The organism is Pseudomonas sp. NPDC087342, from assembly GCF_044744265.1.
Taxonomy (GTDB): Bacteria; Pseudomonadota; Gammaproteobacteria; order Pseudomonadales; family Pseudomonadaceae; genus Aquipseudomonas; species Aquipseudomonas nunensis.
Genome location: NZ_JBIUXZ010000001.1, coordinates 1,585,513 through 1,610,868 on the forward strand (window position 1 = coordinate 1,585,513; position 25,356 = coordinate 1,610,868).

Annotated in this window: 21 protein-coding genes; 12 read left to right on the plus strand and 9 right to left on the minus strand. The window is 60.2% G+C overall.

What is annotated here, in order from left to right; all coding sequences use genetic code 11:
• Nucleotides 1-46 precede the first annotated feature (46 nt).
• Both ACIOYV_RS07145 and selD read right to left on the minus strand, forming a co-directional pair.
• Nucleotides 47-817 carry a sulfite exporter TauE/SafE family protein gene (locus ACIOYV_RS07145; protein ID WP_163909711.1) on the minus strand — a complete coding sequence of 257 codons (771 nt, stop codon included), beginning with the start codon at nt 815-817 and terminating at the stop codon, nt 47-49.
• Nucleotides 817-1,866 carry a selenide, water dikinase SelD gene (gene selD, locus ACIOYV_RS07150; protein ID WP_290027361.1) on the minus strand — a complete coding sequence of 350 codons (1,050 nt, stop codon included), beginning with the start codon at nt 1,864-1,866 and terminating at the stop codon, nt 817-819. The genes ACIOYV_RS07145 and selD overlap by 1 nt, the downstream gene beginning before the upstream one ends.
• A gap of 298 nt (nt 1,867-2,164) precedes the next feature.
• On the opposite strand from selD, the gene ACIOYV_RS07155 reads away from it, so the two are divergent.
• Both ACIOYV_RS07155 and ACIOYV_RS07160 read left to right on the plus strand, forming a co-directional pair.
• The gene (locus tag ACIOYV_RS07155; protein WP_401322222.1) at nt 2,165-3,664 is read left to right on the plus strand and encodes a hypothetical protein; all 1,500 of its coding nucleotides are present in this window, start codon (nt 2,165-2,167) and stop codon (nt 3,662-3,664) included.
• 23 nt (nt 3,665-3,687) lie between these two features.
• Complete coding sequence (locus tag ACIOYV_RS07160; protein WP_401322224.1) at nt 3,688-4,452, plus strand: hypothetical protein; 765 nt, start codon at nt 3,688-3,690, stop codon at nt 4,450-4,452.
• 52 nt (nt 4,453-4,504) lie between these two features.
• On the opposite strand, the gene ACIOYV_RS07165 is transcribed toward ACIOYV_RS07160, so the two are convergent.
• Complete coding sequence (locus ACIOYV_RS07165) at nt 4,505-5,788, minus strand: Zn-dependent hydrolase (protein ID WP_401322227.1); 1,284 nt, start codon at nt 5,786-5,788, stop codon at nt 4,505-4,507.
• 142 nt (nt 5,789-5,930) lie between these two features.
• Complete coding sequence (locus ACIOYV_RS07170) at nt 5,931-7,415, minus strand: NCS1 family nucleobase:cation symporter-1 (protein ID WP_163909706.1); 1,485 nt, start codon at nt 7,413-7,415, stop codon at nt 5,931-5,933.
• A 620-nt stretch (nt 7,416-8,035) separates the two neighbouring features.
• On the opposite strand from ACIOYV_RS07170, the gene hydA reads away from it, so the two are divergent.
• From hydA to preA, 3 genes are all read left to right on the plus strand, one after another.
• Nucleotides 8,036-9,475, plus strand: coding sequence for a dihydropyrimidinase (gene hydA, locus ACIOYV_RS07175; RefSeq protein ID WP_401322230.1), 1,440 nt, complete (start codon nt 8,036-8,038; stop codon nt 9,473-9,475).
• A gap of 159 nt (nt 9,476-9,634) precedes the next feature.
• Entirely contained in the window at nt 9,635-11,002 is a 1,368-nt protein-coding gene (locus ACIOYV_RS07180; RefSeq protein ID WP_401322232.1) for an NAD(P)-dependent oxidoreductase, read from the plus strand.
• Entirely contained in the window at nt 11,003-12,277 is a 1,275-nt protein-coding gene (gene preA, locus ACIOYV_RS07185; protein WP_290027365.1) for an NAD-dependent dihydropyrimidine dehydrogenase subunit PreA, read from the plus strand.
• Between the two features lie 116 nt (nt 12,278-12,393).
• Here preA and ACIOYV_RS07190 read toward each other — a convergent pair whose 3' ends face one another.
• Entirely contained in the window at nt 12,394-13,014 is a 621-nt protein-coding gene (locus ACIOYV_RS07190) for a TetR/AcrR family transcriptional regulator (protein WP_054047384.1), read from the minus strand.
• 137 nt (nt 13,015-13,151) lie between these two features.
• On the opposite strand from ACIOYV_RS07190, the gene ACIOYV_RS07195 reads away from it, so the two are divergent.
• From ACIOYV_RS07195 to copD, 3 genes are all read left to right on the plus strand, one after another.
• Nucleotides 13,152-13,592, plus strand: a complete 441-nt coding sequence (locus ACIOYV_RS07195; RefSeq protein ID WP_265044996.1) for an acetyltransferase — start codon at nt 13,152-13,154, stop codon at nt 13,590-13,592.
• Between the two features lie 67 nt (nt 13,593-13,659).
• Nucleotides 13,660-14,025, plus strand: coding sequence for a copper homeostasis periplasmic binding protein CopC (gene copC, locus ACIOYV_RS07200; RefSeq protein ID WP_054615147.1), 366 nt, complete (start codon nt 13,660-13,662; stop codon nt 14,023-14,025).
• A 3-nt stretch (nt 14,026-14,028) separates the two neighbouring features.
• On the plus strand, nt 14,029-14,889 hold the full coding sequence (copD, locus tag ACIOYV_RS07205; protein WP_401322236.1) for a copper homeostasis membrane protein CopD: 861 nt from the start codon (nt 14,029-14,031) through the stop codon (nt 14,887-14,889).
• A gap of 97 nt (nt 14,890-14,986) precedes the next feature.
• On the opposite strand, the gene ACIOYV_RS07210 is transcribed toward copD, so the two are convergent.
• On the minus strand, nt 14,987-16,141 hold the full coding sequence (locus tag ACIOYV_RS07210) for an HlyD family secretion protein (protein ID WP_401322239.1): 1,155 nt from the start codon (nt 16,139-16,141) through the stop codon (nt 14,987-14,989).
• Entirely contained in the window at nt 16,138-17,802 is a 1,665-nt protein-coding gene (locus ACIOYV_RS07215) for an MFS transporter (protein ID WP_401322241.1), read from the minus strand. The genes ACIOYV_RS07210 and ACIOYV_RS07215 overlap by 4 nt, the downstream gene beginning before the upstream one ends.
• Before the next feature lie 293 nt (nt 17,803-18,095).
• On the opposite strand from ACIOYV_RS07215, the gene ACIOYV_RS07220 reads away from it, so the two are divergent.
• The 4 genes from ACIOYV_RS07220 to ACIOYV_RS07235 all read left to right on the plus strand — a co-directional run bounded on the left by ACIOYV_RS07220 (nt 18,096) and on the right by ACIOYV_RS07235 (nt 22,439).
• On the plus strand, nt 18,096-19,391 hold the full coding sequence (locus tag ACIOYV_RS07220; protein ID WP_401322243.1) for an OprD family porin: 1,296 nt from the start codon (nt 18,096-18,098) through the stop codon (nt 19,389-19,391).
• 322 nt (nt 19,392-19,713) lie between these two features.
• Entirely contained in the window at nt 19,714-20,532 is an 819-nt protein-coding gene (locus tag ACIOYV_RS07225) for an NAD-dependent epimerase/dehydratase family protein (RefSeq protein ID WP_401322246.1), read from the plus strand.
• Nucleotides 20,533-20,558: 26 nt separating this feature from the next.
• Nucleotides 20,559-21,446: an SMP-30/gluconolactonase/LRE family protein gene (locus tag ACIOYV_RS07230; RefSeq protein WP_401322249.1), complete on the plus strand. Its 888-nt coding sequence runs from the start codon at nt 20,559-20,561 to the stop codon at nt 21,444-21,446.
• A gap of 126 nt (nt 21,447-21,572) precedes the next feature.
• Nucleotides 21,573-22,439 (plus strand): aldose 1-epimerase, encoded by an 867-nt coding sequence (locus tag ACIOYV_RS07235; RefSeq protein WP_401322252.1) that lies wholly within the window; start codon nt 21,573-21,575, stop codon nt 22,437-22,439.
• Here the strand turns inward: ACIOYV_RS07235 and ACIOYV_RS07240 are convergent.
• Both ACIOYV_RS07240 and ercA read right to left on the minus strand, forming a co-directional pair.
• The gene (locus ACIOYV_RS07240; RefSeq protein WP_401322255.1) at nt 22,436-24,163 is read right to left on the minus strand and encodes a NahK/ErcS family hybrid sensor histidine kinase/response regulator; all 1,728 of its coding nucleotides are present in this window, start codon (nt 24,161-24,163) and stop codon (nt 22,436-22,438) included. The genes ACIOYV_RS07235 and ACIOYV_RS07240 overlap by 4 nt on opposite strands.
• Complete coding sequence (ercA, locus tag ACIOYV_RS07245) at nt 24,147-25,310, minus strand: alcohol dehydrogenase-like regulatory protein ErcA (RefSeq protein ID WP_054047363.1); 1,164 nt, start codon at nt 25,308-25,310, stop codon at nt 24,147-24,149. The genes ACIOYV_RS07240 and ercA overlap by 17 nt, the downstream gene beginning before the upstream one ends.
• Nucleotides 25,311-25,356: the final 46 nt, after the last annotated feature.

Genomic DNA, 25,356 nt, shown 5'->3' on the forward strand with positions numbered 1-25,356 from the left:
ATGTCATTCAGGATGCTGCTCGCACCAAGCGAGCAGTCAGTCTTTGCTAGAAAATTAAACGCGCCATGAGTTGGACCGAACACAACAGAACGAACACGTTGAGTGCCCGTTTGAGGTGTCGTGAATCCAGGCGGTGCGACAGTGCTGCTCCCAGATAGCCCCCCAGCAATATCCCCACCACCAATTCTGCGGTGTAGTCGAGGAAATCCATTTGCGAGCCCACCCTCCCGAGTAATGCACCACTGGCTCCGATGATGCCGATCACTGCGGAGGTCGAAATGGCTTGTTTGATCTGCAGGCCAAAAAGGCTGATCAGGACAGGCAGGTAAATGAACCCGCCACCCTGACCGACCAAGCCACACAACACGCCCAGAATCAAACCTGTCAGCGGTAACGACACGACCTGATGATTGCACAGTAAAGCCACCGGCCTGCGGAACAGGTACGTCACCATCAACGACATAAGTCCCAACAGGCCAAAAACGAACAGGATGAAGTTTTCACTGAAGGCATCGGCATGGATCGAAGCGAAGAAGTTAGCGATGGCCATCGGCACGGCGAAACTTCGGATCACTCGCCAATCGGGCCTAAACCTCACACGGTGCAGCGCGAACGACACCATTGAGGAGAAAAATCCCTGTGCCGAAGAGAGGCCGGTCACAACTTCAATCGGCAGTTTCTGACCGCCGAGCATCGGGTAAACAAGCACCAACAGAGGGGTCACAATGATCCCGCCACCAATACCGAACAAACCCGACATGAAACCGGCCATCACGCCAACTCCGATCATCATCGGATAGACCGTCATGGCGACCATTAGCAGACCTTGATCTTGCCTGTCCCTTCAGTGATTTGCCCAATCACCGACAAGTCGGGGCAGATACTGCGCCAAGCTTGCTGGTTGGCCGCAAAACCGGCTGCACTGACGGTGAACAGCAATCCACCGTTGGTTTGCGGGTCATGCAACAAAAACTTTCTGGCAAGTGAAAGCTCGGCAAGGTACGCAATGTTTTGAGCATACTTTTTGATGTTGGCAAAGATGCCACTGTCAGCGGAAGTGACCGCGACAGCGAGTGCTTCGGCGCCGTCATAAAAGGCCAGGGCATTCATGTCCAGCGAAACGTCCAACTGGCCCAACCCGACCATTTCGCTGATATGGCCGATCAAGCCGAAACCGGTAATGTCGGTCAGGCTGCTGACGTCCTGACATTCGCTCAAAGTACGACCAAAGGCGTTGTCACCTGTAATCCTGGCCAACGTATGGGGGGCCAGATCAGATTGTTCCAGGACTCCAGCCTTCAGTGCATTCGCCAGAATGCCAACGCCCAGTGGTCGCGTCATGACCAGTAAATCGCCAGATTGCGCCGTGTTGTTTTTCTTGAGCCGATGCTTTTCAACTTCACCGATTATCGAAAAACCATATAAAGGCTGGCTGTTCTTGATCGTATGACCGCCCACGATGCTGACGCCAAATTTGTTCATAACCGACTGCGCGCCCAAAATCATCTGTGTTACCTGCTCGACCGAAACAACTTCCGGGTCGAAGGCCATGATCGAATTGGCGATCAGCGGATAACCACCGGACGCAAAAATATCGCTGACGGCATTACTTGCAGCCAATTGGCCAAAAATATAGGGGTCATTGACGATAGGGGAGAAATAATCTGTGGTGAAGAGCAGATAGTTATTGCCGTTGTCATAGACAGCGCAATCATCAGAAGACTCGAAACCCAACACAACTCTGTCATCAGATACCGTATTGGCCGCAGCCGTTTGCGAAAGTATTTTTGTTAAAACGCTGGAAGGAATCTTGCACCCGCATCCACCGCTTTCAGATTTATCCATAATCTGACAAGACATCGACATCACACTTCCTTAGCATCCATTTCCATATTTTCAACAGAGCATCCGCTCTGCCACTCGTGTTACCTGATATTTCAGGCAGGGCAAAATCGCACATCTTTATGACGTAAATGTGACAGCTAAAAGGGATGAGACGATGCCGATATCGCTTAGGAGGAAGCAGGAAGATTTGTGCGTTTCCATAAATTGCCCCGATAACTCGCCCACTCTGTTCTAAAGTTGATGAACACACCCGCCCGACTTCAAGCAGTGTCCGGCCCTGACTTTGTATGGAAACCCAGGCAGGTAAAGGAGACAGTCGATGATTCTGGTCGCTCGCCCGTTGATCAGCCTTCCCTCGCAACGAAGCACCGTGCGGCTTTGGGTCGGTTTGTTCGGCATCGAGAACCCGCAGGTGCCGACGTTTTTTCTGGGGGCGACGCCGGCCTCACAGGCCCCGGCCAACCCCGCGCCCGGGGAAAAGCTTTATCCAATTGACGATGGCGTAACGAATGCGGCGAAAAAACCGCTGAACCACCAGGGCGTGTTCACCTTTGCCCGGTTGGGCGCCGGCATCAATCACTGTTTGCGCATCGTTGCCAACGGTGTCGAATACAGCCTCGCGTTTGTGTCCCAACCTGATGCGGTGCCGGCCAACGGCGCGCCGTTGAATGTGCTGCTGACGTCCTGTTACTACCAGCCCAATGGCGATGACAAGGCGCTGGAGAGCGCTGTCGCGCACCTGCCCTCCGGCTACAAGCCGCACCTGAGCCTGATGGTCGGCGATCAGGTTTACCTGGACGTGCCGGTGATTCCGTCCTGGCGTTTCAGCCTGGAAGGCGTGCAAAAGCTGATCGGCCAGAAGTATTACAAGAACTGGTGCTCCGACACCCTGGGCACTGGCGGCTTGCAATCGGTGCTCCGGACCGCGCCGACCGCTTGCATCCCGGATGATCACGAGTTCTGGAACAACTATCCGCTCGACCAGTTTCAACTGCCGCCGCTGGCCTTTGTCGACAAGCAGGACTGGTCTGACACGGCGATGGATTTGTACGCCGGTTTCCAGTTGGGCGGCCCCGCGAAGACGCCGCAGGAGATTCCCGGTTTCCAGCGCATCGAGGTCGATCCGCTGATCATTTTGCTGCTCGACACCCGGACCCGGCGCGACGACACCTTCAATCGCCTGATGCCCGACGATGCCGCGATGGCCCTGCAAAAATGGGCCGATGACCTGATTCTGGCCAAGCAGAACAACGCACCCAAAGTCGGTGTGTTGTCGGCAGGCCAGCCGCTGTTTACCAAGCCGCCGGGGGACTTCAGCAAAAAATACGTCGATGCCGACCTGGCCAATTATCAGCAATTTGAACTGATCGAGGTGCAGCTTGAGCGACTGGCCAGCCAGGGTATTCCGGTGGCGTTCCTGACCGGCGATGTGCACTGGAGTCGTGTGTGCGCGGCCCGCCACGGTTCGCAACCGACGCCAATGTTGTACGAGGTGATCTGCTCGCCATCGACCATGATTCCCCGTGGCTCCCTTTCAAAAATCACCCTCGACACCCTGCGCGGCAAGGACTGGCCCGGTTACCCCGAAGCGCCGGAAGAAAAGGACCTGACGAACAAGTTTGGCAGTCGCAATAGCTTCGTCGTGTCCCGCACCACCCAGGACAACTATTTCCAGTGCAACGGCAATCAGATTGCCGTGTTGCAGTTCACCCGATCAGGTTTTGGCCTGGACATGAAAGTGACCTTTTTCGGGGTCAGCAACGACAGTCGACTCAAGCAACCCAAGTCCACCGCTAACTACCTCTTACGCTTTTATTGAATCGATCCGACAGGAGATCTGCCATGGCGCACGCGCGCAATTCTTCGGCAAAGGATAAAAACCCGGATTTCGTACCGTTGAAACGCACCAAGCAGGAAGGCAATGACGCCTGGGTGTTGCGGGCGATTCAGAAGCTCGACCTGAACCCGAAAGAGTGGTCGTTCATCGCGCTGTTCGGCGCCATCGACATCCTCGCTTTCCGTCTTCGGGTGGCCCAATCGCACTTGCGCAATGACCTGCTGCCTTCGTATTGGTCCGAGTCAGCATTTATCGACGTGGCACCGCGATCGGCAGCCAAGACCACCGCGATCCACGTGCCGCTGTTCCAGCCGGAACAGGCTGCGTTCGCGACCAAACGCAACGGCGTGGTGGAACAGCCCTTGAGCCATTTTGCCGATGCCTCGCACTGGGAAAACGTCTGCGTGATTGCGCTGCCGGTGCCGCAACAGACCATTCGCGAGTCGATCAATCGCTTCCAGCATTCACGCTCGCCGGTCGATAGCCTGGAGCATATTCTGCGCTGGCTCGCCTACGCCTGGGGCGCCGATCGCACGCCAAACCCGATCCATGAAGGCATCGGCATGCCCGGCGCGACGATGCTCGAAGCGGTCTACAACACCGCGCAATTCGATGTTACGCCAGGGCTGGAATCCCGAGCGGCGTGCCCGGAATACCTGTGGATCATGGCCAAGTATTGGTATCCGTATTACCAGCAACTGGGTACGCAACAGACCCCTCGCGGGTTCTTCCATATCCAGCACACCTACGACATCAAGGAAACCCGCTGAGCCGTCGCCGGTTCACGTCGCGTCGAGGCGTGAACCGGCGACGGGTTTCCACTCACGCCGCGAGTTGACCGCTGGCAATCGCCGCCGACGCCGCCAGCATCGCGCGCAACAACACCGCGCACCCGGCGGCCAGATCATCCGGCGCGGCGTTCTCGATTTCGTTGTGGCTGATCCCGCCTTCGCACGGCACGAAAATCATCCCGGCCGGGCCGAGTTCGGCGACGAAGATTGCGTCGTGCCCTGCCCCGCTGACGATGTCCATGTGCGACATGCCCAGCCCTTGCGCGGCGCCACGGACCGCGTCGACGCAGCCCTTGTCGAAGTACAGCGGCGGGAAGTCGGCGGTGGGGGTCAGTTCGTAGGTCAGGCCGTGTGCTTCGCAGGTGGTTTCGATGACTGCGCGCACTTCGGCGATCATCGAGTCCAGGCGCGCCGGTTCCAGGTGCCGGAAGTCGAGAGTCATGCGCACTTCGCCGGGGATGACGTTGCGTGAGCCGGGGTAGGCTTGCAGACAACCGACGGTGCCGCAGGCGTGGGGTTGATGGCCGAGGGCGGCGCGATTGACCGCACCGACGATGACGGCGGCACCGACCAGGGCGTCCTTGCGCAGGTGCATCGGGGTCGGGCCGGCGTGGGCTTCGACGCCGCGCAACTTCAGGTCGAACCATTTTTGGCCGAGGGCGCCCATCACCACGCCGATAGTTTTGTGTTCGTCTTCAAGGATCGGGCCTTGCTCGATGTGCGCCTCGAAATAGGCGCCGACGGCATGGCCGCTGACCTTGCGAGGACCGGCATAACCGATGGCGTTTAGCGCATCGCCAACGCTGACGCCCTCGGCATCGACTTTGGCCAGGGTTTCTTCGAGGGTGAATTTTTCCGCGAACACGCCGGAGCCCATCATGCACGGTGGGAAACGCGAGCCTTCTTCGTTGGTCCAGACCACCACTTCCAGCGGCGCTTCGGTTTCTACGCCGAGGTCATTGAGGGTGCGCAGCACTTCGACGCCGGCGAGCACACCGAAGCAGCCGTCGAATTTGCCGCCAGTGGGCTGGGTGTCGATGTGGCTGCCGGTCATGACCGGTGGCAGGTCGGGATTACGGCCGGGGCGGCGGGCGAAGATATTGCCGATGCCGTCGACGGTAACGGTGCAACCGGCCTCCTCGCACCAGTTGACGAAAATGTCCCGGGCCTGGCGGTCGAGGTCGGTCAGGGCCAGGCGACAGACCCCGCCCTTGACCGTGGCGCCGAGCTTGGCCAGTTCCATGAGCGACTGCCACAGGCGATCGCGGTTGATGTGCTGATGGGTGGATTGCAGAACGTCTACGGCAGCGTTCATGGGGATCTCCTCAGGCTGTTCTTATGAGTTTCTTCAGGCAAATTTTTGGTGTGTTTGAGGCCGCCTTCGCGGGCAAGCCTCGCTCCTACAAGGGCCTGCGCAAACCTGTAGGAGCAGAGCTTGCTCGCGAAGAGGCCATCCACTACACCGGAGATTTCGCAACGGAGGGGCTCGGGCGCATCGAGCACAACCCGTAATAAATCACCCCGCCCAGCGCCGAGCCGGTAAACCAGCCATAGCTGTAGAACCAGCTGAATGCATCGCTGCCCAGCGACAGCAACGTCAGCACCACCGGCACGCCAAACGCGATAAACCCGTACCAGTTCCACGCCGGGTACACGTCATCGCGGTACAGGCCAGCCAGGTCCAGTTGCTGTTTCTTGATCAGGAAATAGTCCACCACCATGATCCCGGCAATCGGTCCGAGCAGGCTGGAGTAGCCGAGCAACCAGTTGGAATAGACGGTTTCCAGGCTCACGTCAGAGACGATCAAACCGAGTTTTTTCAGCAGTTCATGCCCCATCAGCAGCAAGCCGACCAGTCCGGTGAGCAACACCGCTTTGGTGCGATTAATGTGTTTCGGGGCGATGTTCTGGAAGTCGTTGGTCGGCGAAACGATGTTCGCAGCAGTGTTGGTCGAGAGTGTGGCGATGATGATCAGCGCCATGGCCACGGCAACCCAGACCGGGCTCTGGATATGGCCGATCAGCGTGACCGGATCAGAGACGGTCACGCCCACCAGTTTCACCGACGCGGCGGTCATCACCACGCCGAGGGAGGCGAACAGGAACATGGTCAGCGGCAGGCCGATAATCTGCCCGACAATCTGGTCCTTCTGGCTTTTCGCGTAGCGGCTGAAGTCCGGGATGTTCAGCGACAACGTCGCCCAGAACCCGACCATCGCGGTCAGCCCGGCGGCGAAGTAACTGACCACGCTCGCCCCTTCCGGACGCTTGGCCGGGATCGCCAGCAATTCGGTCATCGACACATTCGGCATAGCCCACACCAACAGCCCGACGCCCACCGCCACCAACAGCGGCGCGGACAGGGTTTCCAGCCATTTGATCGACTCGGCACCACGGATCACCACCCACAGGTTCAACGCCCAGAACACCATGAAGCCGATCACTTCACCGGTGCCGCCGAGGGATTTCCAGCCCTCGAACACTGAACCGAGAAACAGGTGAATCGCCAGTCCGCCGAACATGGTCTGGATGCCGAACCAACCACACGCCACCAGTGCGCGAATCAGGCACGGCACGTTGGAACCGAGGATGCCGAAGGACGAACGCAGCAGCACCGGGAACGGAATGCCGTACTTGGTCCCGGCGAACGCGTTGAGGGTCAGCGGGATCAGCACGATGATGTTGGCAAACAGAATCGCCAGTAGCGCTTCGCCGACCGTCAAGCCGAAGTACGCGGTAAGCACGCCGCCGAGGGTGTAGGTGGGCACGCAGATCGACATGCCGATCCACAGCGCGGTGATGTGCCATTTGTTCCAGGTTCGTTCGTGCACCTTGGTCGGTGCCATGTCGTGGTTGTAACGGGGACTGTCGAGGACGTCGGTGCCGGCTTCGAGCTCAAACAAGCCGTCGCGCTCGGTCACTTGCGATCTGATCTGTTGCATGGCCACTCCACTGTTCTTTGAATTATTTTTGCTCATCAGGGGCTGGTGCCTGGGGCGCGAGCCGACGATGGCCGGAGGAACTGACAACTTTTACGGACCGGCCAAGGTGTCAGCGGCGGCATCAATAAACGTGCCGGGGTCCCCACTGGTGCATCGCGCCGTGCCATAAAAACTTTATAACCAACTGATGTTCATCAGTTTTATTCATTCAACTTTCGAGTCTCCGGTTACTTGCCTCATCACTCAGGCCGAATGTGCAGCAAGTTGTCGGAACAGTCAGGACTCAATCTGGTGCATGGATCTTTTTTTCAAAGTTGCGCATCAACCATAGACCATCCTCAAGCGGCTGATTTCACATAAGAAATCTGGTCTTTTTTTCGATCCTGTCAAGTGCGTCAAAATGGTGATTGGCCTCACCATTTTGGTGATTTTCATTTTTAATCGTTATTTATCAACATGTTATTAACGATATAAGCTTATAAAAAATAATCTTGCTCATTCGATCAACACCAGCTAGCGTCTATTCTTGACAGCGCTGACAGGAATACACCTGTTTGCATCAGCTTCATATAAAACATTTAGAACCGGCATAAGTCGGTCATGCCTGCGAGGAACTCGGAATGTCTCTGTTGATCCGTGGCGCCACCGTTATTACCCACGATGAAAGTTACCGCGCCGATGTGTATTGCGCCGACGGCGTGATCAAAGCCATTGGTGAAAACCTGGATGTTCCCGCCGGTGCCGAAGTGCTCGACGGCAGCGGCCAATACCTGATGCCCGGCGGCATCGACCCCCACACTCATATGCAACTGCCGTTCATGGGCACCGTGGCCAGTGAAGACTTTTTCAGTGGTACGGCGGCCGGTCTGGCCGGTGGCACCACGTCGATCATCGACTTCGTGATTCCCAACCCGCAGCAGTCGTTGATGGAAGCGTTTCATCAGTGGCGTGGCTGGGCCGAGAAGTCGGCGTCGGATTACGGTTTCCATGTCGCGATCACTTGGTGGAGCGAGCAGGTGCGCGAGGAAATGGCCGAGCTGGTCAGCCATCACGGCATCAACAGCTTCAAGCATTTCATGGCCTACAAGAACGCGATCATGGCCGCCGACGACACGCTGGTGGCGAGTTTCGAGCGCTGCCTGGAACTCGGCGCGGTGCCGACCGTGCATGCGGAGAACGGCGAGCTGGTGTATCACCTGCAACGCAAGTTGATGGCCCAGGGCATTACCGGCCCGGAAGCGCATCCGCTGTCGCGCCCCTCGCAAGTGGAAGGCGAAGCCGCGAGCCGGGCGATCCGGATTGCCGAGACCATTGGCACGCCGCTGTACCTGGTCCACGTCTCGACCAAGGAAGCCCTCGACGAAATCACCTATGCCCGCAGCAAGGGTCAACAGGTCTACGGCGAAGTCCTCGCCGGGCATCTGCTGCTGGACGACAGCGTCTACCGACACCCGGACTGGCAGACCGCCGCCGGTTACGTGATGAGCCCGCCCTTCCGCCCGCGCGGCCATCAGGAAGCGCTTTGGCATGGCTTGCAATCCGGCAACCTGCACACCACCGCCACTGACCACTGCTGCTTCTGCGCCGAGCAAAAAGCCGCGGGCAAGGACGACTTCAGCAAAATTCCGAATGGCACCGCCGGCATCGAAGACCGCATGGCCGTGCTTTGGGATGAAGGGGTCAACAGCGGTCGTTTGTCGATGCAGCACTTTGTGGCGCTGACCTCGACCAACACCGCGAAGATCTTCAATCTCTACCCACGCAAAGGCGCGATCCGCGTCGGCGCCGATGCTGATCTGGTGCTGTGGGATCCCGAAGGTACGCGGACCATCTCCGCCAAGACCCACCATCAGCAGGTGGACTTCAACATCTTCGAAGGCAAAACCGTGCGCGGCGTGCCCAGCCACACCATCAGCCAGGGCCGCGTGGTCTGGGCCGATGGCGACTTGCGCGCCGAGCGTGGGGCCGGACGGTATATCGAACGGCCGGCGTATCCGGCGGTGTTTGATTTGCTGAGCAAGCGGGCGGAGTTGAATAGGCCGGTTGCCGTCAAGCGCTGAGATCGAGGCCTTCGGCCTTCGCGGGCAAGCCTCGCTCCTACATTTTGGAATGCATCCCCCTGTAGGAGCGAGGCTTGCCCGCGAAGAGGCCGGCCCAGGCAACACAAAAACCACTGCCCACCAGAGGCAGCACCTCAAAAAAACATGAGGCCTTAAACCGTGATCAAGACCTTGAACCACCTCCCGCATCCCTACGAGAATGCGGCCGCCCTCGCCGGCCATTTCACCGATCTGGCGCCGCCGCTCAACGACCGTCAGGCGCATCTGGAAGCCTCGCGCTGTCTGTACTGCTACGACGCGCCATGCGTGAACGCCTGTCCGAGCGAGATCGATATTCCGTCGTTCATCCGCAATATCCATCAGGAAAACGTCCAGGGCGCCGCGCAGAAAATCCTTTCGGCGAACATCCTCGGCGGCAGTTGCGCGCGGGTGTGTCCGACGGAAATCCTGTGCCAGCAAGCCTGTGTGCGCAATAACGACCACGAGTGCGCGCCGGTGTTGATCGGCCTGCTGCAACGCTACGCCGTGGACAACGCGCACTTCAGCGAACACCCGTTCCAGCGCGCCGCCACCACCGGCAAGCGCATCGCGGTGGTCGGTGCCGGTCCGGCGGGTTTGTCCTGCGCCCATCGCAGTGCGATGCACGGGCATGACGTGGTGATTTTCGAGGCGAGGGAAAAGGCTGGCGGCCTCAATGAATACGGGATAGCCAAGTACAAACTGGTGGACGATTACGCGCAAAAGGAACTGGATTTCCTGTTGCAGATCGGTGGCATCGAAATCCGTCACGGGCAGAAACTCGGTGAGAACCTGACCCTGAGCGAACTGCATCAGCAATTCGACGCGGTGTTCCTCGGCCTCGGACTGGCTGCCAGTAAACAACTGGGTCTGGACCATGAAGATGCACCGGGTCTGCTGGCCGCCACCGACTACATCCGCGAACTGCGTCAGGCCGATGACCTGACACAACTGCCGCTGGCCGACCGTTGCATCGTCCTCGGCGCCGGCAACACCGCGATCGACATGGCGGTGCAAATGGCCCGGCTCGGCGCTCGCGATGTGAACCTGGTCTATCGCCGGGGTGTCGAGGACATGGGCGCCACCGGTCACGAACAGGACATCGCCAAGGCCAATCAGGTGCGCCTGCTGACTTGGGCACAACCGGAACAGGTGCTGCTCGACGATCAAGGCAACGTGCGCGGCATGCAGTTCGCCCGTACAACCATGGTCGAAGGTCGCCTGCAAACCACCGGGCAAACCTTCGAATTGGCCGCCGATGCGATTTTCAAAGCCATCGGCCAGGCCCTCGACAGCAGCGCCCTCGCCGACCCGCTGGCCCGGGAGCTCAAGCGCCAAGGTGATCGAATCCAGGTCGACGACAACCTGCGCACCAGCATCCCCGGCGTGTATGCCGGCGGCGACTGCACCAGCCTCGATCAGGACCTGACCGTGCAAGCGGTGCAGCACGGCAAACGCGCGGCGGAAGCGATCAACGCCCAACTCATGCTCAACGTGGAGGCTGCGTAAATGGCCGATCTCTCGATTGTCTTCGCCGGCATCAAAGCCCCCAATCCGTTCTGGCTGGCCTCCGCGCCACCGACCGACAAAGCCTACAACGTGGTCCGCGCCTTCGAGGCTGGCTGGGGTGGCGTGGTCTGGAAAACCCTGGGTGAAGACCCGGCGGCGGTCAACGTCTCGTCGCGCTACTCGGCGCACTTTGGCGCGAACCGCGAAGTGATGGGCATCAACAACATCGAGCTGATCACCGACCGCTCGCTGGAGATCAATCTGCGGGAAATCACCCAGGTCAAAAAGGACTGGCCAGACCGCGCGTTGATCGTGTCGCTGATGGTGCCGTGTGTCGAAGAGTCGTGGAAATTCATCCTGCCGCTGGTGGAAGCCACTGGCGCCGACGGTATCGAGCTGAACTTCGGCTGCCCCCACGGCATGCCGGAACGCGGCATGGGCGCGGCGGTTGGCCAGGTGCCGGAATACGTCGAACAGGTCACCCGTTGGTGCAAGACCTATTGCTCGCTGCCGGTGATCGTCAAGCTCACGCCGAACATCACTGACATCCGTGTCGCCGCCCGTGCAGCCCACCGAGGCGGCGCGGATGCGGTGTCGCTGATCAACACGATCAACTCGATCACCAGCGTCAATCTGGAACAAATGGTCGCCATCCCCACCGTCGGCCACCAAAGTACCCACGGCGGTTATTGCGGCTCGGCGGTGAAGCCGATTGCGCTGAACATGGTCGCCGAAATCGCCCGCGACCCGCAGACCCAAGGCTTGCCTATCTGCGGGATTGGCGGCATCGGCAGTTGGCGCGATGCGGCGGAATTCATCGCGCTGGGCAGCGGTGCAGTGCAAGTGTGCACGGCGGCGATGCTGCATGGGTTCCGGATTGTCGATGAGATGAAGGACGGTTTATCGCGCTGGATGGACAGTCAGGGCTACGCCAGCATTTCGGAGTTTTCCGGGCGGGCGGTGGGTAATACGACGGATTGGAAGTACCTGGATATCAACTATCAGGTGATCGCGAAGATTGATCAGGAGGCGTGTATTGGCTGTGGGCGTTGCCATATTGCGTGCGAGGACACCTCGCACCAGGCAGTGGCCAGCATCAAGCAAGCGGATGGCACGCATAAATATGAAGTGATTGATGACGAGTGTGTGGGGTGCAATTTGTGCCAGATCACTTGTCCGGTGGAGGATTGCATCGAGATGGTGCCGATGGATACCGGCAAGCCGTTTCTGGATTGGAATCATGATCCGAGGAATCCCTACCACGTCGCCCTCTAAGACCTGCGGCGCCTGAACGGACGCCTTCGCGGGCAAGCCTCGCTCCTACAAGGATCACGCCGAACCTGTAGGAGCGAGGCTTGCCCGCGAAGAGGCCATTAACCGCGCCACAAACCTCAAGGCTCCAACCCAATCCCGCGCAATATCACGCTCGTCACCGTCTGCACCGCCCGCTCGAACTGCATGTCCGACAGCGGCTGATGGTCATTCAAAATATTCACCTGGTGATCAAAGTCCGCGTAATGCTGGGTCGAGGCCCAGATCATGTATAGCAGCGCCGAAGGCTCCACCGGCAGGATGCGTTTGTCCTCCACCCACTGGCGAATTTTCGCTTCTTTCATCTTGGCCCAGTCGTACAGGCTGGCGTCCAGCGCTTCGCCCAGCGTTGGCGCGCCGTGGATGATTTCGTTGGCCCAGACTTTCGAACCGTACGGCCGGCTGCGGGAATGGTTCATCTTGGCGCGGATGTAGCTGCTGAGCACCACCCGCGGGTCGTCGAACATTTCGAAGCACAAGGCGTCCTGCTTCCAGACTTCCAGCAGGTCGAACAACACCGCGCTGTACAACTCGCCCTTGGTGCTGAAGTAGTAATGCAGATTGGAGCGCGGCAGTTGCACTTCGGCGGCGATGTCCGCCATGGCGGTGCTGCCGAAGCCTTTTTCGGCGAAGACCTTTTCGGCCCCGAGCAGGATTTTTTCGACGTTACTGCGACGAATCTCGATCTTGTGATTGCCCATGAGGGCTCCCTGACAACAGCGTTGTCCAAGACTAGCATCCGCTCTGGGTCGCGGCGACAGACCTTTTTCACTTCCCCGGGGAAAACCGATTGGGTAGCATCCGCCGCACTTTTCCCGCCGCAATGGATCACCCCACCGTGAACATTCGACCTCGCGTCGCCGCCGACGATGCCGCCCTCGCCGCCCTGTGGGAACGCTCGGTGCGCGCCACCCACGATTTCCTGAGCGAAGACGACATCCGCTTCTTCTATCCATTGGTGCGCGACGCCTACCTGCCAGCGCTGACGGTGTGGGTCGGCGACAACCCGGATGGCACGCCCGCCGGCTTCATCGCCACCGGCAACAGCAACGTGGAAATGCTGTTTATCGAACCGGCCTATCGCGGTCAGGGCATCGGTCGACAGTTGCTCGACCACGTCAAAGCCCTGCACGAAACCCTGAGCGTCGACGTCAACGAACAAAATCCCCAGGCCCACGGCTTCTATCTGCACTATGGTTTTGAACAGACCGGCCGCTCGCCAACCGATGGCGAAGGCCGGCCGTTCCCTATCATTCACCTGAGATTGCGCGCGGCGTAAACATTCGCCGGCGCGTACCGTTCATGCTTAAGTAACGCCCATTAAACTGCCCAGAAGGAAACTGACCATGTTGCTGAAAAAAGCCCTGACCACCGCCGCCCTGCTCGGCTCGCTGCTCGCCGCTTCGTCGGTGTTTGCCCACGCACATCTGAAAAGCCAGACCCCGGCAGCTGACAGCACCGTGAGCGCACCTGCGGAACTGCGCCTGGTATTTTCCGAAGGCGTTGAAGCGACGTTCACCAAAGTCACGATCAAAAAGGACGGTGTCGATGTGCCGGTGAAAAACCTGGCCACCGAAGGCAGCGACAAGAAAACCCTGGTCGTTACCCCGGCCGTACCGCTGGCCGCCGGCGCCTATAAAGTCGAGTGGCACGCGGTGTCGGTCGATACCCATAAAAGCGAAGGCGCCTACAGCTTCAAGGTTGGCCAGTAATTCATGACCGACGCGCTGGTGCTGTGCCGCTTCCTGCATTTTGTGGTGGTGTTGATGCTGTTCGGGGCCTGGGTGTTCAGGCCCCTGCTGTTGAAGGCTGACGCCGAGCATTTGGATCGGCGCCTGTCGCGCGGGGGGCTTTGGCTGACCGCTGTGGCATTGGTTAGCGGCGTCACTTGGCTGCTGCTGATCACCGCGAGCATGGCCGGGACCTGGGACGCGGCTTTTGATCCGTCGACCCTGGGCCTGGTGCTGCGCAATACGTTTTTCGGCCAGGTCTGGACTTGGCACCTGCTGCTCAATGCCGTGCTGCTGGGATTGCTGCTGACGCCGTTGCGCACCCACGTGCCGCTCAGACTGATCGTGAGTGGCCTGCTGCTCGCGACCCTGGCGCCGGTCGGTCATGGCGCGATGCTCGACGGGCTCAGCGGCCAGTTGCTGATCCTCAATCAGATCATCCACCTGACCTGCGTCGGCGCCTGGCTCGGTGGCTTGATGCTGTTGGTGATGATCCTGCGTCACCCGACCAACCATTCGTTGAGCACGATCCTGCGGCGCTTCAGCGGTGTGGGTTATGGCTTGGTCGCGGGGTTGGTGGTTACCGGTCTGATCAACGTCCGCGTGCTCACCGGCGCATTCTGGCCGACGCCGTTGCTATCCGGGTTTGCCTTGATTCTGTTGATCAAGGTCGTTCTGGTGGCGGCGATGCTGGGGCTGGCGCTGTTCAATCGGTTGCGGATCAAGGACTGTGAACAGCGGGTTGGCATGCTCAAGACCAGCGTGATCTTCGAATGGCTGCTGGGGATGGGCGCGGTGGCGGCGGTTTCGCTGCTGGGCACCATGCCCCCCATGATCGCCAGCTGACCCGTCCCCCTGTAGGAGCGAGGCTTGCCCGCGAAAGCGGTATATCAGCCGACATCTACGGTGCCTGACACACCGCCTTCGCGGGCAAGCCTCGCTCCTACGGATTGTTGTGTGGGTCGGGTACGCCTTCCCCAGCCGTATCAATACTCACCACCACCGACATCCCCGGCCGTAACCGCTCACTCTGCTCCTGCCCCTCATCCACGGTAATCCGCACCGGCACGCGCTGGGCGATTTTGACGAAGTTGCCGGTGGCGTTATCCGCCTGCAACAGGCTGAACTCCGAACCGGTAGCCGGCGAAATCCGCTGCACCCGTCCCTTGAATTTGCGATGGTCGAGGGAGTCGACGGTGAAGCTCACCGGTTGGCCGACCCGCACGTCGTCCATCTGGGTTTCCTTCATGTTGGCGATCACCCACAACTGGTTCGGCACCAGCGCCATCAATTGCGCGCCGGAGTTGACGTAGGCGCCGAGGCGCACGCCGATCTGCCCGAGCTGGCCGTCACGCGGGGCCAGCACGCGGGTGTTGGACAGGTCGATGCGCGCCAGTTGCACCGCCGCTTCCGCGCTGGCCACCGCCGCTTCCAGCGAACCGCGATTGACGATCACCGTTTGCAGGTCTTGCCGGGCGATTTCCAGATTGGCCTGGGCTTGGGCCACGGCGGCGATGGTCTGGGCGTTGGCGGCCAGGGTCACGTCCAGTTCGCGCTTGGACACCGAACCATCGTTGATCAGTTCTTTGTTGCGTCGCAGATCAGCCTCGCTTTTGCGCGACTGAGCCTGGGCGTCGGCGACCGCTGCTTGACGCAACTTGATGGTCGCTTCGGCGCTGTTGCGTTGCTGCACCACGTTGGCCAGCGCGGCTTTCTGCACCGCCAGTTGCGCCAGGGATTGATCGAGGTGTTGCTTGTAGATGCGGTCATCGAGGCGCACCAGCAAGTCGCCGGCCTTCACAAACTGGAAATCCGTGACCGGCACTTCGTACACGTAGCCGCTGAGTTGCGGGCCGATGATCGTCACCTGACCGCGCACCAGGGCGTTTTCCGTGGTTTCCACCGCGCTGCTGAACGGCGGCAGTTGCCAGGCGTACAACACGATCAGCACGCCGACGATGGCAATCGCCGCAAAGCCCAATGACGAGATGACCCGCACCCGCAACGAGCGCGGTTCGGTGTCCGGCGTGGACGGTGGTGCCACGCCTTCGGGGGTGGCGGCGATGGCGTTGGTGGTCGTGGTGGTCGGTTCGGTCATGAAGAAGTGACACCGTTGGGTTGAACGGAGGGAGTGGCAGGCGCTGGGGCGACGGTTTGGGTGGTGCTCATCAGCCACAGGGCGCGAATGGAAATCCAGATCATGGTCAGCACCGCGATCACGGCGATCAGCATGAACACATCGTTATAGGCCAGCACGTTGGCTTCGCGCGTGGCCGCCGTCGCCAGACTGCGAATACCTTGAATATTGCGCAAACTTGGATCGGCGATCAGTGAACCCACTGCGTTGCCGCCGCTCTGCACCCGGGCGGCGACGCGCGGATCCATCATAGTCAGGTGTTCGACGATGTTGCTGGAATGGAATTTCTCGCGAACGATCTGGAACGTGCCCAGTAACGCCGCCCCGATCAAGCCGCCGAGGTTCTGGCAGATCCCGAACAGCACCGAAAAACTCACCAGGTTGCGCGGGTTGGTCAACACCCGGCGCGTGCCGAGGACCATGGTCGGGCCGAGGAAAAACGTGCCGCCGAAGGCCAGCAAGAACTGGCTGAAATACATGTTTTCCGGGCGGGTCAGGTTGTTCGAATAACTGTCGATCACCGATCCCACCGCCATCAGCGCCAGGGACACGATCAGCGGCATAAACAAGTGTTTGGGATCGATGGTCAGGGCGCTGGTGGCCAGACCCGCGATACTGCCGAGCAACATCACCACGTACAGGCTGTGCAACTGCTGACTGCTCATGTTCAGCATCTGCATGAAACCAACCGCGCCGGTGGACTGCTCGGACAACACCATGCGAATCAGGATCACCGCCAGGGCCAGGCGAATCATCACGCCGCTGCCGAGCCAACGGGTCATCAGCATCGGGTTGCTGCGGTTATGTTCGATGGCCAGGCCGGCGAGGATCAGCACGATGGACGCCGCCGCTGCGACGCCGATCCACGGTGCTTCCAGCCACCAGTCGATGCGTCCCAGGGACAGCACGGCGCACAGCAACGCCACACCGCTGGCGAGGATGGCGAAGGTCAGGAAGTCGAGTTTTTCGAAGGTCTTGAAGCGGTCACCCGGCGGCAATTTAAGCAGGAACACACAGCCCAGAGTCAGCAGCGCCATGCCCAATTCGAACAGGTACAAGCCGCGCCATTCGGCGATCTGCATCAGGTCTTCGGAGAATAATCGCGCCAGCGGCAGCGCCAGTTGCGACGTCCCCAGGCCCAGCACCAACGCCTTCATCCGCCATTTCGCCGGGAACGCCTGGATCATGTAATACAGGCCCAGGGAACTCAGCGCCGCACCGACCATGCCGTGGGCCGCACGCACGGCGATGGCCGAACTCAGGTCGTTGACGAACAAGTGGCCGAAGGTCACCAGCGCGTAGAGCACCAGGAACACTTCGGTGAACGCGCGCAAGCCGAACTGCTGGCGAAACTTCACCAGCAGCAGGTTCATCGAGACGTTGGTCATAACGTAGGCGGCCGGCAGCCAAGCCATCTCGGCGGTGGTCGCGCCGAGCGCACCTTGCAGGTAAGGCAGGTTGGCGATGACCAGCGAATTGCCGAGGCCACCGGTCAACGCCACCAGCAAACCCACCAGTGCATAGGCCAGGCGTTTGGGTGTGGAGTGATCGGGCGTCGAGGGAGAACCGGGCAAACTGGGCCGCTCGTGGGGCTGCCAGTCGCGCGGGGCGTAGTGATCCATTCAAGGGCCTTGTTCTGAGAGGCTGTCAGTTTGCCGCAAAACCGTAAGCGAAGCACAAATCCCTGTAGGAGCGAGGCTTGCCCGCGAAGACGGACTGTCAGCCACTGTCGATGTTGAATGTTAGATCGCCTTCGCGGGCAAGCCTCGCTCCTACAGGTTATTTTTTGCAGCCCCACGTCATCGTACAACTTGTGATTGACATTCCCGCAAAGCCTCGCAAATAATCGCCGCTATGTTGTACGACGACGTATAACAAACAATAAAAACAACAAGAAACAAAAGGGAACGTCACTGTGAGCAAACTCGTCCGTCATTCCTCCGTCTGCACCCCTCGCCCGACTTTCGTCCGCCGCCACACCCTGAGCCTGATCGGTTGCAGCAGCCTGGCCCTGGCCTTGCCCATGTGCGGCCACGCCGAGGGTTTTGTCGATGACGCCAGCGCCACGCTGAACCTGCGCAACGCCTACTTCAATCGCAACTACACCAATCCGGCCTACCCCCAAGGCAAGGCGGAAGAGTGGACGCAAAGCTTTATCCTCGACGCCAAGTCCGGCTTCACCCAAGGCACGCTCGGGTTCGGCGTAGACGTGCTGGGGCTGTATTCGAAAAAACTCGATGGCGGCAAAGGCACCGGCGGCACGCAACTGTTGCCGCTGGATCACGACGGTCGCCCGGCGGACAACTTCGGTCGCACCAACGTGGCGTTCAAGGCCAAGGTCTCGAAGACCGAATTGAAGGTCGGTGAATGGATGCCGGTGCTGCCAATCCTGCGCTCGGATGACGGTCGTTCCCTGCCGCAAACCTTCCGTGGCGGCCAGGTCACCTCCAGCGAAATCGATGGCCTGAAGCTCTACGGCGGCCAATTCCGCGCCAACAGCCCACGCAACGATTCGAGCATGGACGACATGTCGATGAACGGCAAAGCGGCGTTCACCTCGGACCGTTTCAACTTCGGCGGCGGTGAATACACCTTCAATGAAAAGCGCACGCTGGTCGGCGTCTGGTACTCGGAACTCAGCGATATTTACCAGCAGGAATATTTCAACCTGAGCCACAGTCAGCCCATCGGCGACTGGACCCTGGGCGCCAACCTCGGGTTCTTCACCGGCAAGGAAGACGGCAGTGCCCTGGCCGGCGATCTGGACAACAAAACCACATTCGCCATGCTCTCGGCCAAATACGGCGGCAGCACCTTCTATGTCGGCCTGCAAAAACTTACTGGCGACAGCGTCTGGATGCGCGTCAACGGCACCAGCGGCGGGACCTTGGCCAACGACAGCTACAACTCCAGCTACGACAATGCCAAGGAAAAATCCTGGCAACTGCGCCACGACTACAACTTCGTCGCCCTCGGCATCCCCGGCCTGACCATGATGAACCGCTACATCAGCGGCGATAACGTGCACACCGGGGCGATTACCGACGGCAAGGAATGGGGCCGCGAGAGCGAACTGGCGTATACCGTTCAGAGTGGTGCGTTGAAGAACCTCAACGTGAAATGGCGCAATGCGAGCATTCGCAAGGACTTCAGCACCAACGAGTTCGATGAGAACCGGATCTTTATCAGCTATCCGATTTCGTTGTTGTAAGACAGGGATCGCTTCAAGACTGAAACCCTATTCGCGCGACAACTCACTTTTTTGTAGCAGCTGGCGAAGCCTGCGTTCGGCTGCGAAGCAGTCGCAAAACCTGCGTACGCGGTTCTTCTGATACACCGCGCCGCCTGGGTTCACGACTGCTTCGCAGCCGAACGCAGGCTTCGCCAGCTGCTACATGGATCGGGGAGCGGAAAGACCCTCCGTCAACTTCCAACGCTGGTGCGTTGACAAGCACCGGAAAGCCTAACGATACTTCGCCCAAGTCATACGACAACTTACAACAACTGCAATGACTCCGCATTCAGGAACCGCCATGACCACGACTTCCCCTGCCCCTTTCAATCGCCTGCTGCTGACCGGCGCCGCCGGTGGCCTCGGCAAAGTGTTGCGCGAAACCCTGCGCCCTTACGCCAACGTGATTCGCCTGTCGGACATTGCCGACATCGCCCCGGCCCTCGATGACCGCGAAGAAGTCGTGACTTGCGACCTCGCCGACAAAAACGCCGTGCATCAACTGGTCGAAGGCGTGGACGCAATCCTGCACTTTGGCGGTGTCTCCACCGAGCACGCGTTCGAAGAAATCCTCGGCGCCAACATCTGCGGCGTGTTCCACATCTATGAAGCCGCACGCCGCCATGGTGTGAAGCGAGTGATTTTCGCCAGCTCCAACCACGTCATCGGCTTCTACAAACAGGACGAAGTGATCGACGCCCGCTCCCCGCGCCGCCCGGACAGCTACTACGGCTTGTCCAAGTCCTACGGCGAAGACATCGCGAGTTTCTACTTCGATCGCTACGGCATCGAAACCGTCAGCATCCGCATCGGCTCCTCGTTCCCGGAACCGCAGAACCGCCGCATGATGAGCACCTGGCTGAGCTTCGGCGACCTGACCCAATTGCTCGAACGCGCGCTGTACGCACCGAATGTCGGCCACACCATCGTCTACGGCGTGTCCGACAACAAAAATGTCTGGTGGGATAACCGCTACGCAGCGGGCCTGGGTTATGTGCCGCAGGACAACTCCGAAGTGTTCCGCGAAAAAATCGAAGCGCAACCGATGCCTGCGGCGGATGATCCGGCGATGGTTTATCAGGGGGGCGCGTTTGTGGCGTCCGGCCCGTTCGGCGATTGAGTCAACGTCCAAAGGAATGAGCTGCCATGCAAGCCGAATTGATTGTCGATGCCCGTAACGCGGTCGGTGAATGCCCGGTCTGGGTCCCCGAGGAAAACGCCCTGTACTGGGTCGATATTCCCGCCGGGGGCTTGCAGCGCTGGAGTGCCGCCACCGGTCACGTGGACGCCTGGACCACCCCGGAGATGCTCGCTTGCATCACTCGTCACCGCGACGGTGGCTGGGTTGCGGGAATGGAAAGCGGGTTCTTTCATCTGCGCCCGCACAACGACGGCAGCCTCGACAGCGAACTGCTCGCCCACGTCGATCACGCCCGTCCTGACATGCGCCTGAACGATGGGCGTTGTGATCGCCAGGGGCGTTTCTGGGCCGGCAGCATGGTGCTGAACATGGGCGCCAACGCCGCCGATGGCACGTTGTATCGCTACAGTCATGGGCAGCAGGGTCCACTTGAACCTCGCCTGACGGGATTCATCGTGCCCAATGGCCTGGGTTTCAGCCCGGATGGCCGGACGATGTACTTGTCCGATTCCCATCCCCTGGCCCAGCAGATCTGGGCTTTCGATTACGACATCGACAGCGGCACGCCAAGTAATCAGCGGTTGTTCGTCGACATGAATCACTTCGAAGGCCGTCCCGACGGCGCCGCTGTGGATGCTGACGGCTGCTACTGGATCTGCGCCAACGACGCCGGGTTGATTCACCGGTTTACTCCGAATGGCCGGCTCGACCGCTCCCTCTCGGTGCCGGTGAAAAAACCGACCATGTGCGCGTTTGGTGGCAGTCGACTGGATACGTTGTTCGTGACCTCGATTCGGCCGGGGGATGATCATGATGAACAGTCTTTGGCGGGTGGGGTGTTTGCCCTGAATCCTGGGGTGAAGGGATTGCCTGAGCCGCTGTTCCAGGATTGATCAACAGCCTGAAAGATCACAGCCTTCGGCAGTTGCTACAGGATTGACGTTCGCCCGGATGTACCCGATCTCTGTGGAGCTGCCGAAGGCTGGGATCTTTTCAACCCTTCACGCAGAACAAAAATCATGAAACTGCTCGAACTCGAAGACACCCTCACCCACCTCACCCTCGCCCCGGAACTCGGGGCAAGCATCGTCAACTGGACGGTTCGCAGCACCGGCCAGCCGCTGTTGCGCCACAACGACGCCCAAGCCCTGAACACCGGTCTGCCCGGCAAACTCGGTTGCTATCCCTTGGCCCCTTGGTCCAACCGGATTTCCGAGGGCGGTTTCGACTGCCCCGAAGGCTGGCTCGCGCTAAAACCCAACAGCCTCACCGATCCCCTGCCGATACACGGCAGCGCCTGGCAACAGGCGTGGCGGATCGTTTCCCGGACCGCCAACGAAGCCGTCCTGCAACTCGACAGCACCAGCCCTTTCGCCTACCGCGCCGAGCAGCGTTTCCACTTGAGTGAAGGACGGTTGAGCATCGATCTGAAGGTCACTCATCTCGGCGAACACGCGGTGTGGCACGGCCTCGGTTTGCACCCTTACTTCCCACGCACCGCACACACCCGATTGCAGGCCAAGGCCCGGCAAGTCTGGTTGTGCGACGCCGCGAAACTGCCGACCCAACTCAGCGCGATCCCAGAAGCCTGGGATTTCCAGCAGCTCAAAGCCTTGCCGGAAACCCTGGTGGATAACGGCTTCTGCGAATGGGACGGCCACTGCCTGATCCAGCAACCGGAGCTGGGTTATGAGCTGGAATGCCAAGCCACTGGCAGCGACTACTACCTGCTCTATTGCCCGGTGGGCCTGGGGTTTTTCTGCATCGAGCCGGTGAGCCACCCGGTCAACGCGCACCACTTGCCCGGTCGGCCAGGCTTGCGTTTGCTGGAACAAGGCCAATCCGCCGAACTGGGTTTCAGCCTGCAATACCGCGCACTCGCCTAACCCAGCAACTGACTCAGCACCGCGCGCAACTTGCCGGGTTTCACCGGTTTGTTCAGCAGTGGCGCATCGAGTCGTTGCAGGGATCGGCGGCATTGGTCGGTACGGTCGGCGGTGATGATCACCGCCGGAATGGCCCGGTCGAAATGCTCGCGCAAGTGCCGCACCACGTCACAGCCCACCACCCCGTGGTCGAGGTGATAGTCCGCCAGAATTAGTTCCGGTGCGCGCCCCTGCAACGCCGCCAGTGCCGAGAACTCATCGGTGGCGATCACCACTTCGCACCCCCACTGCCCGAGCAACGCGCTCATGCTTTCGAGGATGCTGACTTCGTTGTCCAGCACCAGCAAACGGCGGCCCGGCAACGGATTACCGGTGCCCGGTTGCGGCGCAGCGAGGCTGATCGGCAGCGGCACTTCATGGGATATCGGCACGTCGATGCTGAACACCGACCCGCGTCCCGGCCAAGAACGCACCTGAATCCGGTAGCCGAGAATCTTCGCGATACGTTCGACAATCGCCAGGCCGAGGCCCACGCCTTTGCGGTCAGCGGCGCGGCCAACGTCCAGTTGATTGAACTCCAGGAAGATCGAATCCAGCCGATCCGCCGCGATCCCGCGCCCGGTGTCCCAGACTTCCAGACGCAGGTTATCGCCCCGACGACGCGCCCCGAGCAGGATGCAGCCCTCGTCGGTGTAGCGGCAGGCGTTGCTGAGGAAGTTGCGCAAGATTCGCGTCATCAGGCGCAGGTCAGTGCTGATCGCAAAATCGCCCATGTGCACCCGCAGGTTCAACCCCGCCGCCTCGGCCACCGACTGGAATTCCGAGACCAGTGGCGCGAGCAATTCATCGAGGCGGTACAGCGCGACGTCTGGCTTCACCGCCGCCTGATCGAGACGCGAGATATCCAGCAAATCCGTGAGCAAATCCTCGGCGCCCTCGAGCGCCTGATGCGTGCGCTCCACCAGTACCTGCTCGACATCGGGCAACTTGCGCTCGCGCAGGGTTGAGATCAGCAACCGCGCGGCATTGAGCGGTTGCAGCAGGTCGTGGCTGGCGGCGGCGAGGTATTTGTCCTTGCTTCGATTCGCCGCCTCGGCGGCATCCCGGGCATCGCGCAGGGCCTGGGCGATCTGTTTACGCTGGGTGATCTGCTGTTGCAGGTTGCGGTTGGCTTCGAGCAATTCGTCGGTGCGCGCGGTGACCCGCTGTTCCAGCTCGTCGTTGAGTTGTTGCAAGCGTTGCTGGGCGAGTTTGCGTTCGGTGATGTCTGCGACAAAGCCTTCCACCAGCCCTTCCTGATCAGGCTTGAGCAACAGGTTCATCAGCACGTCGAGGCTGCTGCCGTCCTTGCGCCGCAACTGGGTTTCATAGCCGTGCAGGCTGCGCTCGGTCTTGAGGATTTCGCCGATGCGTTCCAGCTCCTTCGCACCGCCGACAAACAGGTTGCTGGCCAGGTCTGCCAGGGAAAACAGCACCTCCTGCGGATTGTCATAGCCAAGCATCCGCGCCAGTGCCGGGTTGGCGGCGCGCATGCCTTCCAACAGGCTGGCCTGGAAGATCCCGTGCACCGCGTTTTCGAACAGCCATTTATAGCGATTGCGTTCGGCTTCGAGCTCGTCGAGGCGCGCGTTGAGCTCCGGGTAGTGGCTCTTGCGCGCCGAGTGGCTGCCTAATCCCAGCAGTCCGGCGAGCGCCCGTTGCTGCTCGTCAGAGGGCTTCGCCATAGACGACCTCGACATCTCGCTGACTGGACTCGCGCGGGTTGGTCAGGATGCACGGGTCGTGCATCGCGTGCTGCGACAGGAACGGAATGTCCGCCATGCTGACCCCGTGCAGGCCCAGGGTTTCGTGGAAGCCGATCGCGTGTTTCAACGCGATCAGGTGTTCCACCAGGCGCCCGCAAATCTGCCGGTGATTCAGGCCCCGGCAATCGATGCCGAAGGTCTCGGCGATCACCTTGAAGCGATCTGGCGCCGAGTTGTAGTTGAACGCCACCACATGTTCCACCAGCACCGCGTTGCACAGGCCGTGGGGCAAGTCGAGAAAGCCGCCGAGGCTGTGGGACATCGCGTGCACCGCGCCAAGGATCGCGTTGGAGAACGCCAGCCCGGCCTGCATGCTGCCGAGCATGATTTTCTCACGCAGGGCGATGTCCGTCGGGTTGGCGATCATCTGCACCAGGTTGCCATTGATCAGGCGCATTGCTTCCAGTGCATGCGGGTCGGTCAGCGGCCCGTGACCGGTGGAGACGAAAGCTTCGATGGCGTGCACCAACGCGTCGATGCCGGTACAAGCCGCCAGGAACGGGTCCATGCTCAGGGTGGTTTCCGGGTCGATCAGCGACACGTCGGGAACCACGGCTTTGCTGACGATGGAGAACTTCATGCGTTCTTGCTGGTTGGAAATGATCACGAATTGCGAGACGTCCGCCGAGGTGCCGGCAGTGGTCGGGATCAGGATCAGCGGCGGGCTCGGCACGCGGATGGTGTCCACGCCCTCGAATTCCAGAATGTTGCGCCCGTGGGCCACGACGATGCCGATGCCTTTGCCGCAATCCATCGGGCTGCCGCCGCCGATTGCCACGATCACATCGCAGTGATTTTCCTTGTACAACTCGGCGCCGAGCATGACCTCTTCGACCCGAGGGTTGGGCGAGACATCGCTATACAGGAAGTAATCGATGCCCTGGGCTTGCAGGCTGGCCTCGACGTCCGCGACCCATCCGGCGGCAATCACCCCGGGATCGCTGACCACCAGCACCTTGCGGGCGCCGAAGGTCTTGGCGTAATTGCCGACGTTGTGCCGGCAACCGGCACCAAAAATGATTTCAGGCGAAACGAATTTACGCAACTGGCTGAGATTCTGGCTCATTGGAAAGCCTGTTTTTATTGTTTTGGAAGGTAGATCCACACTAAAG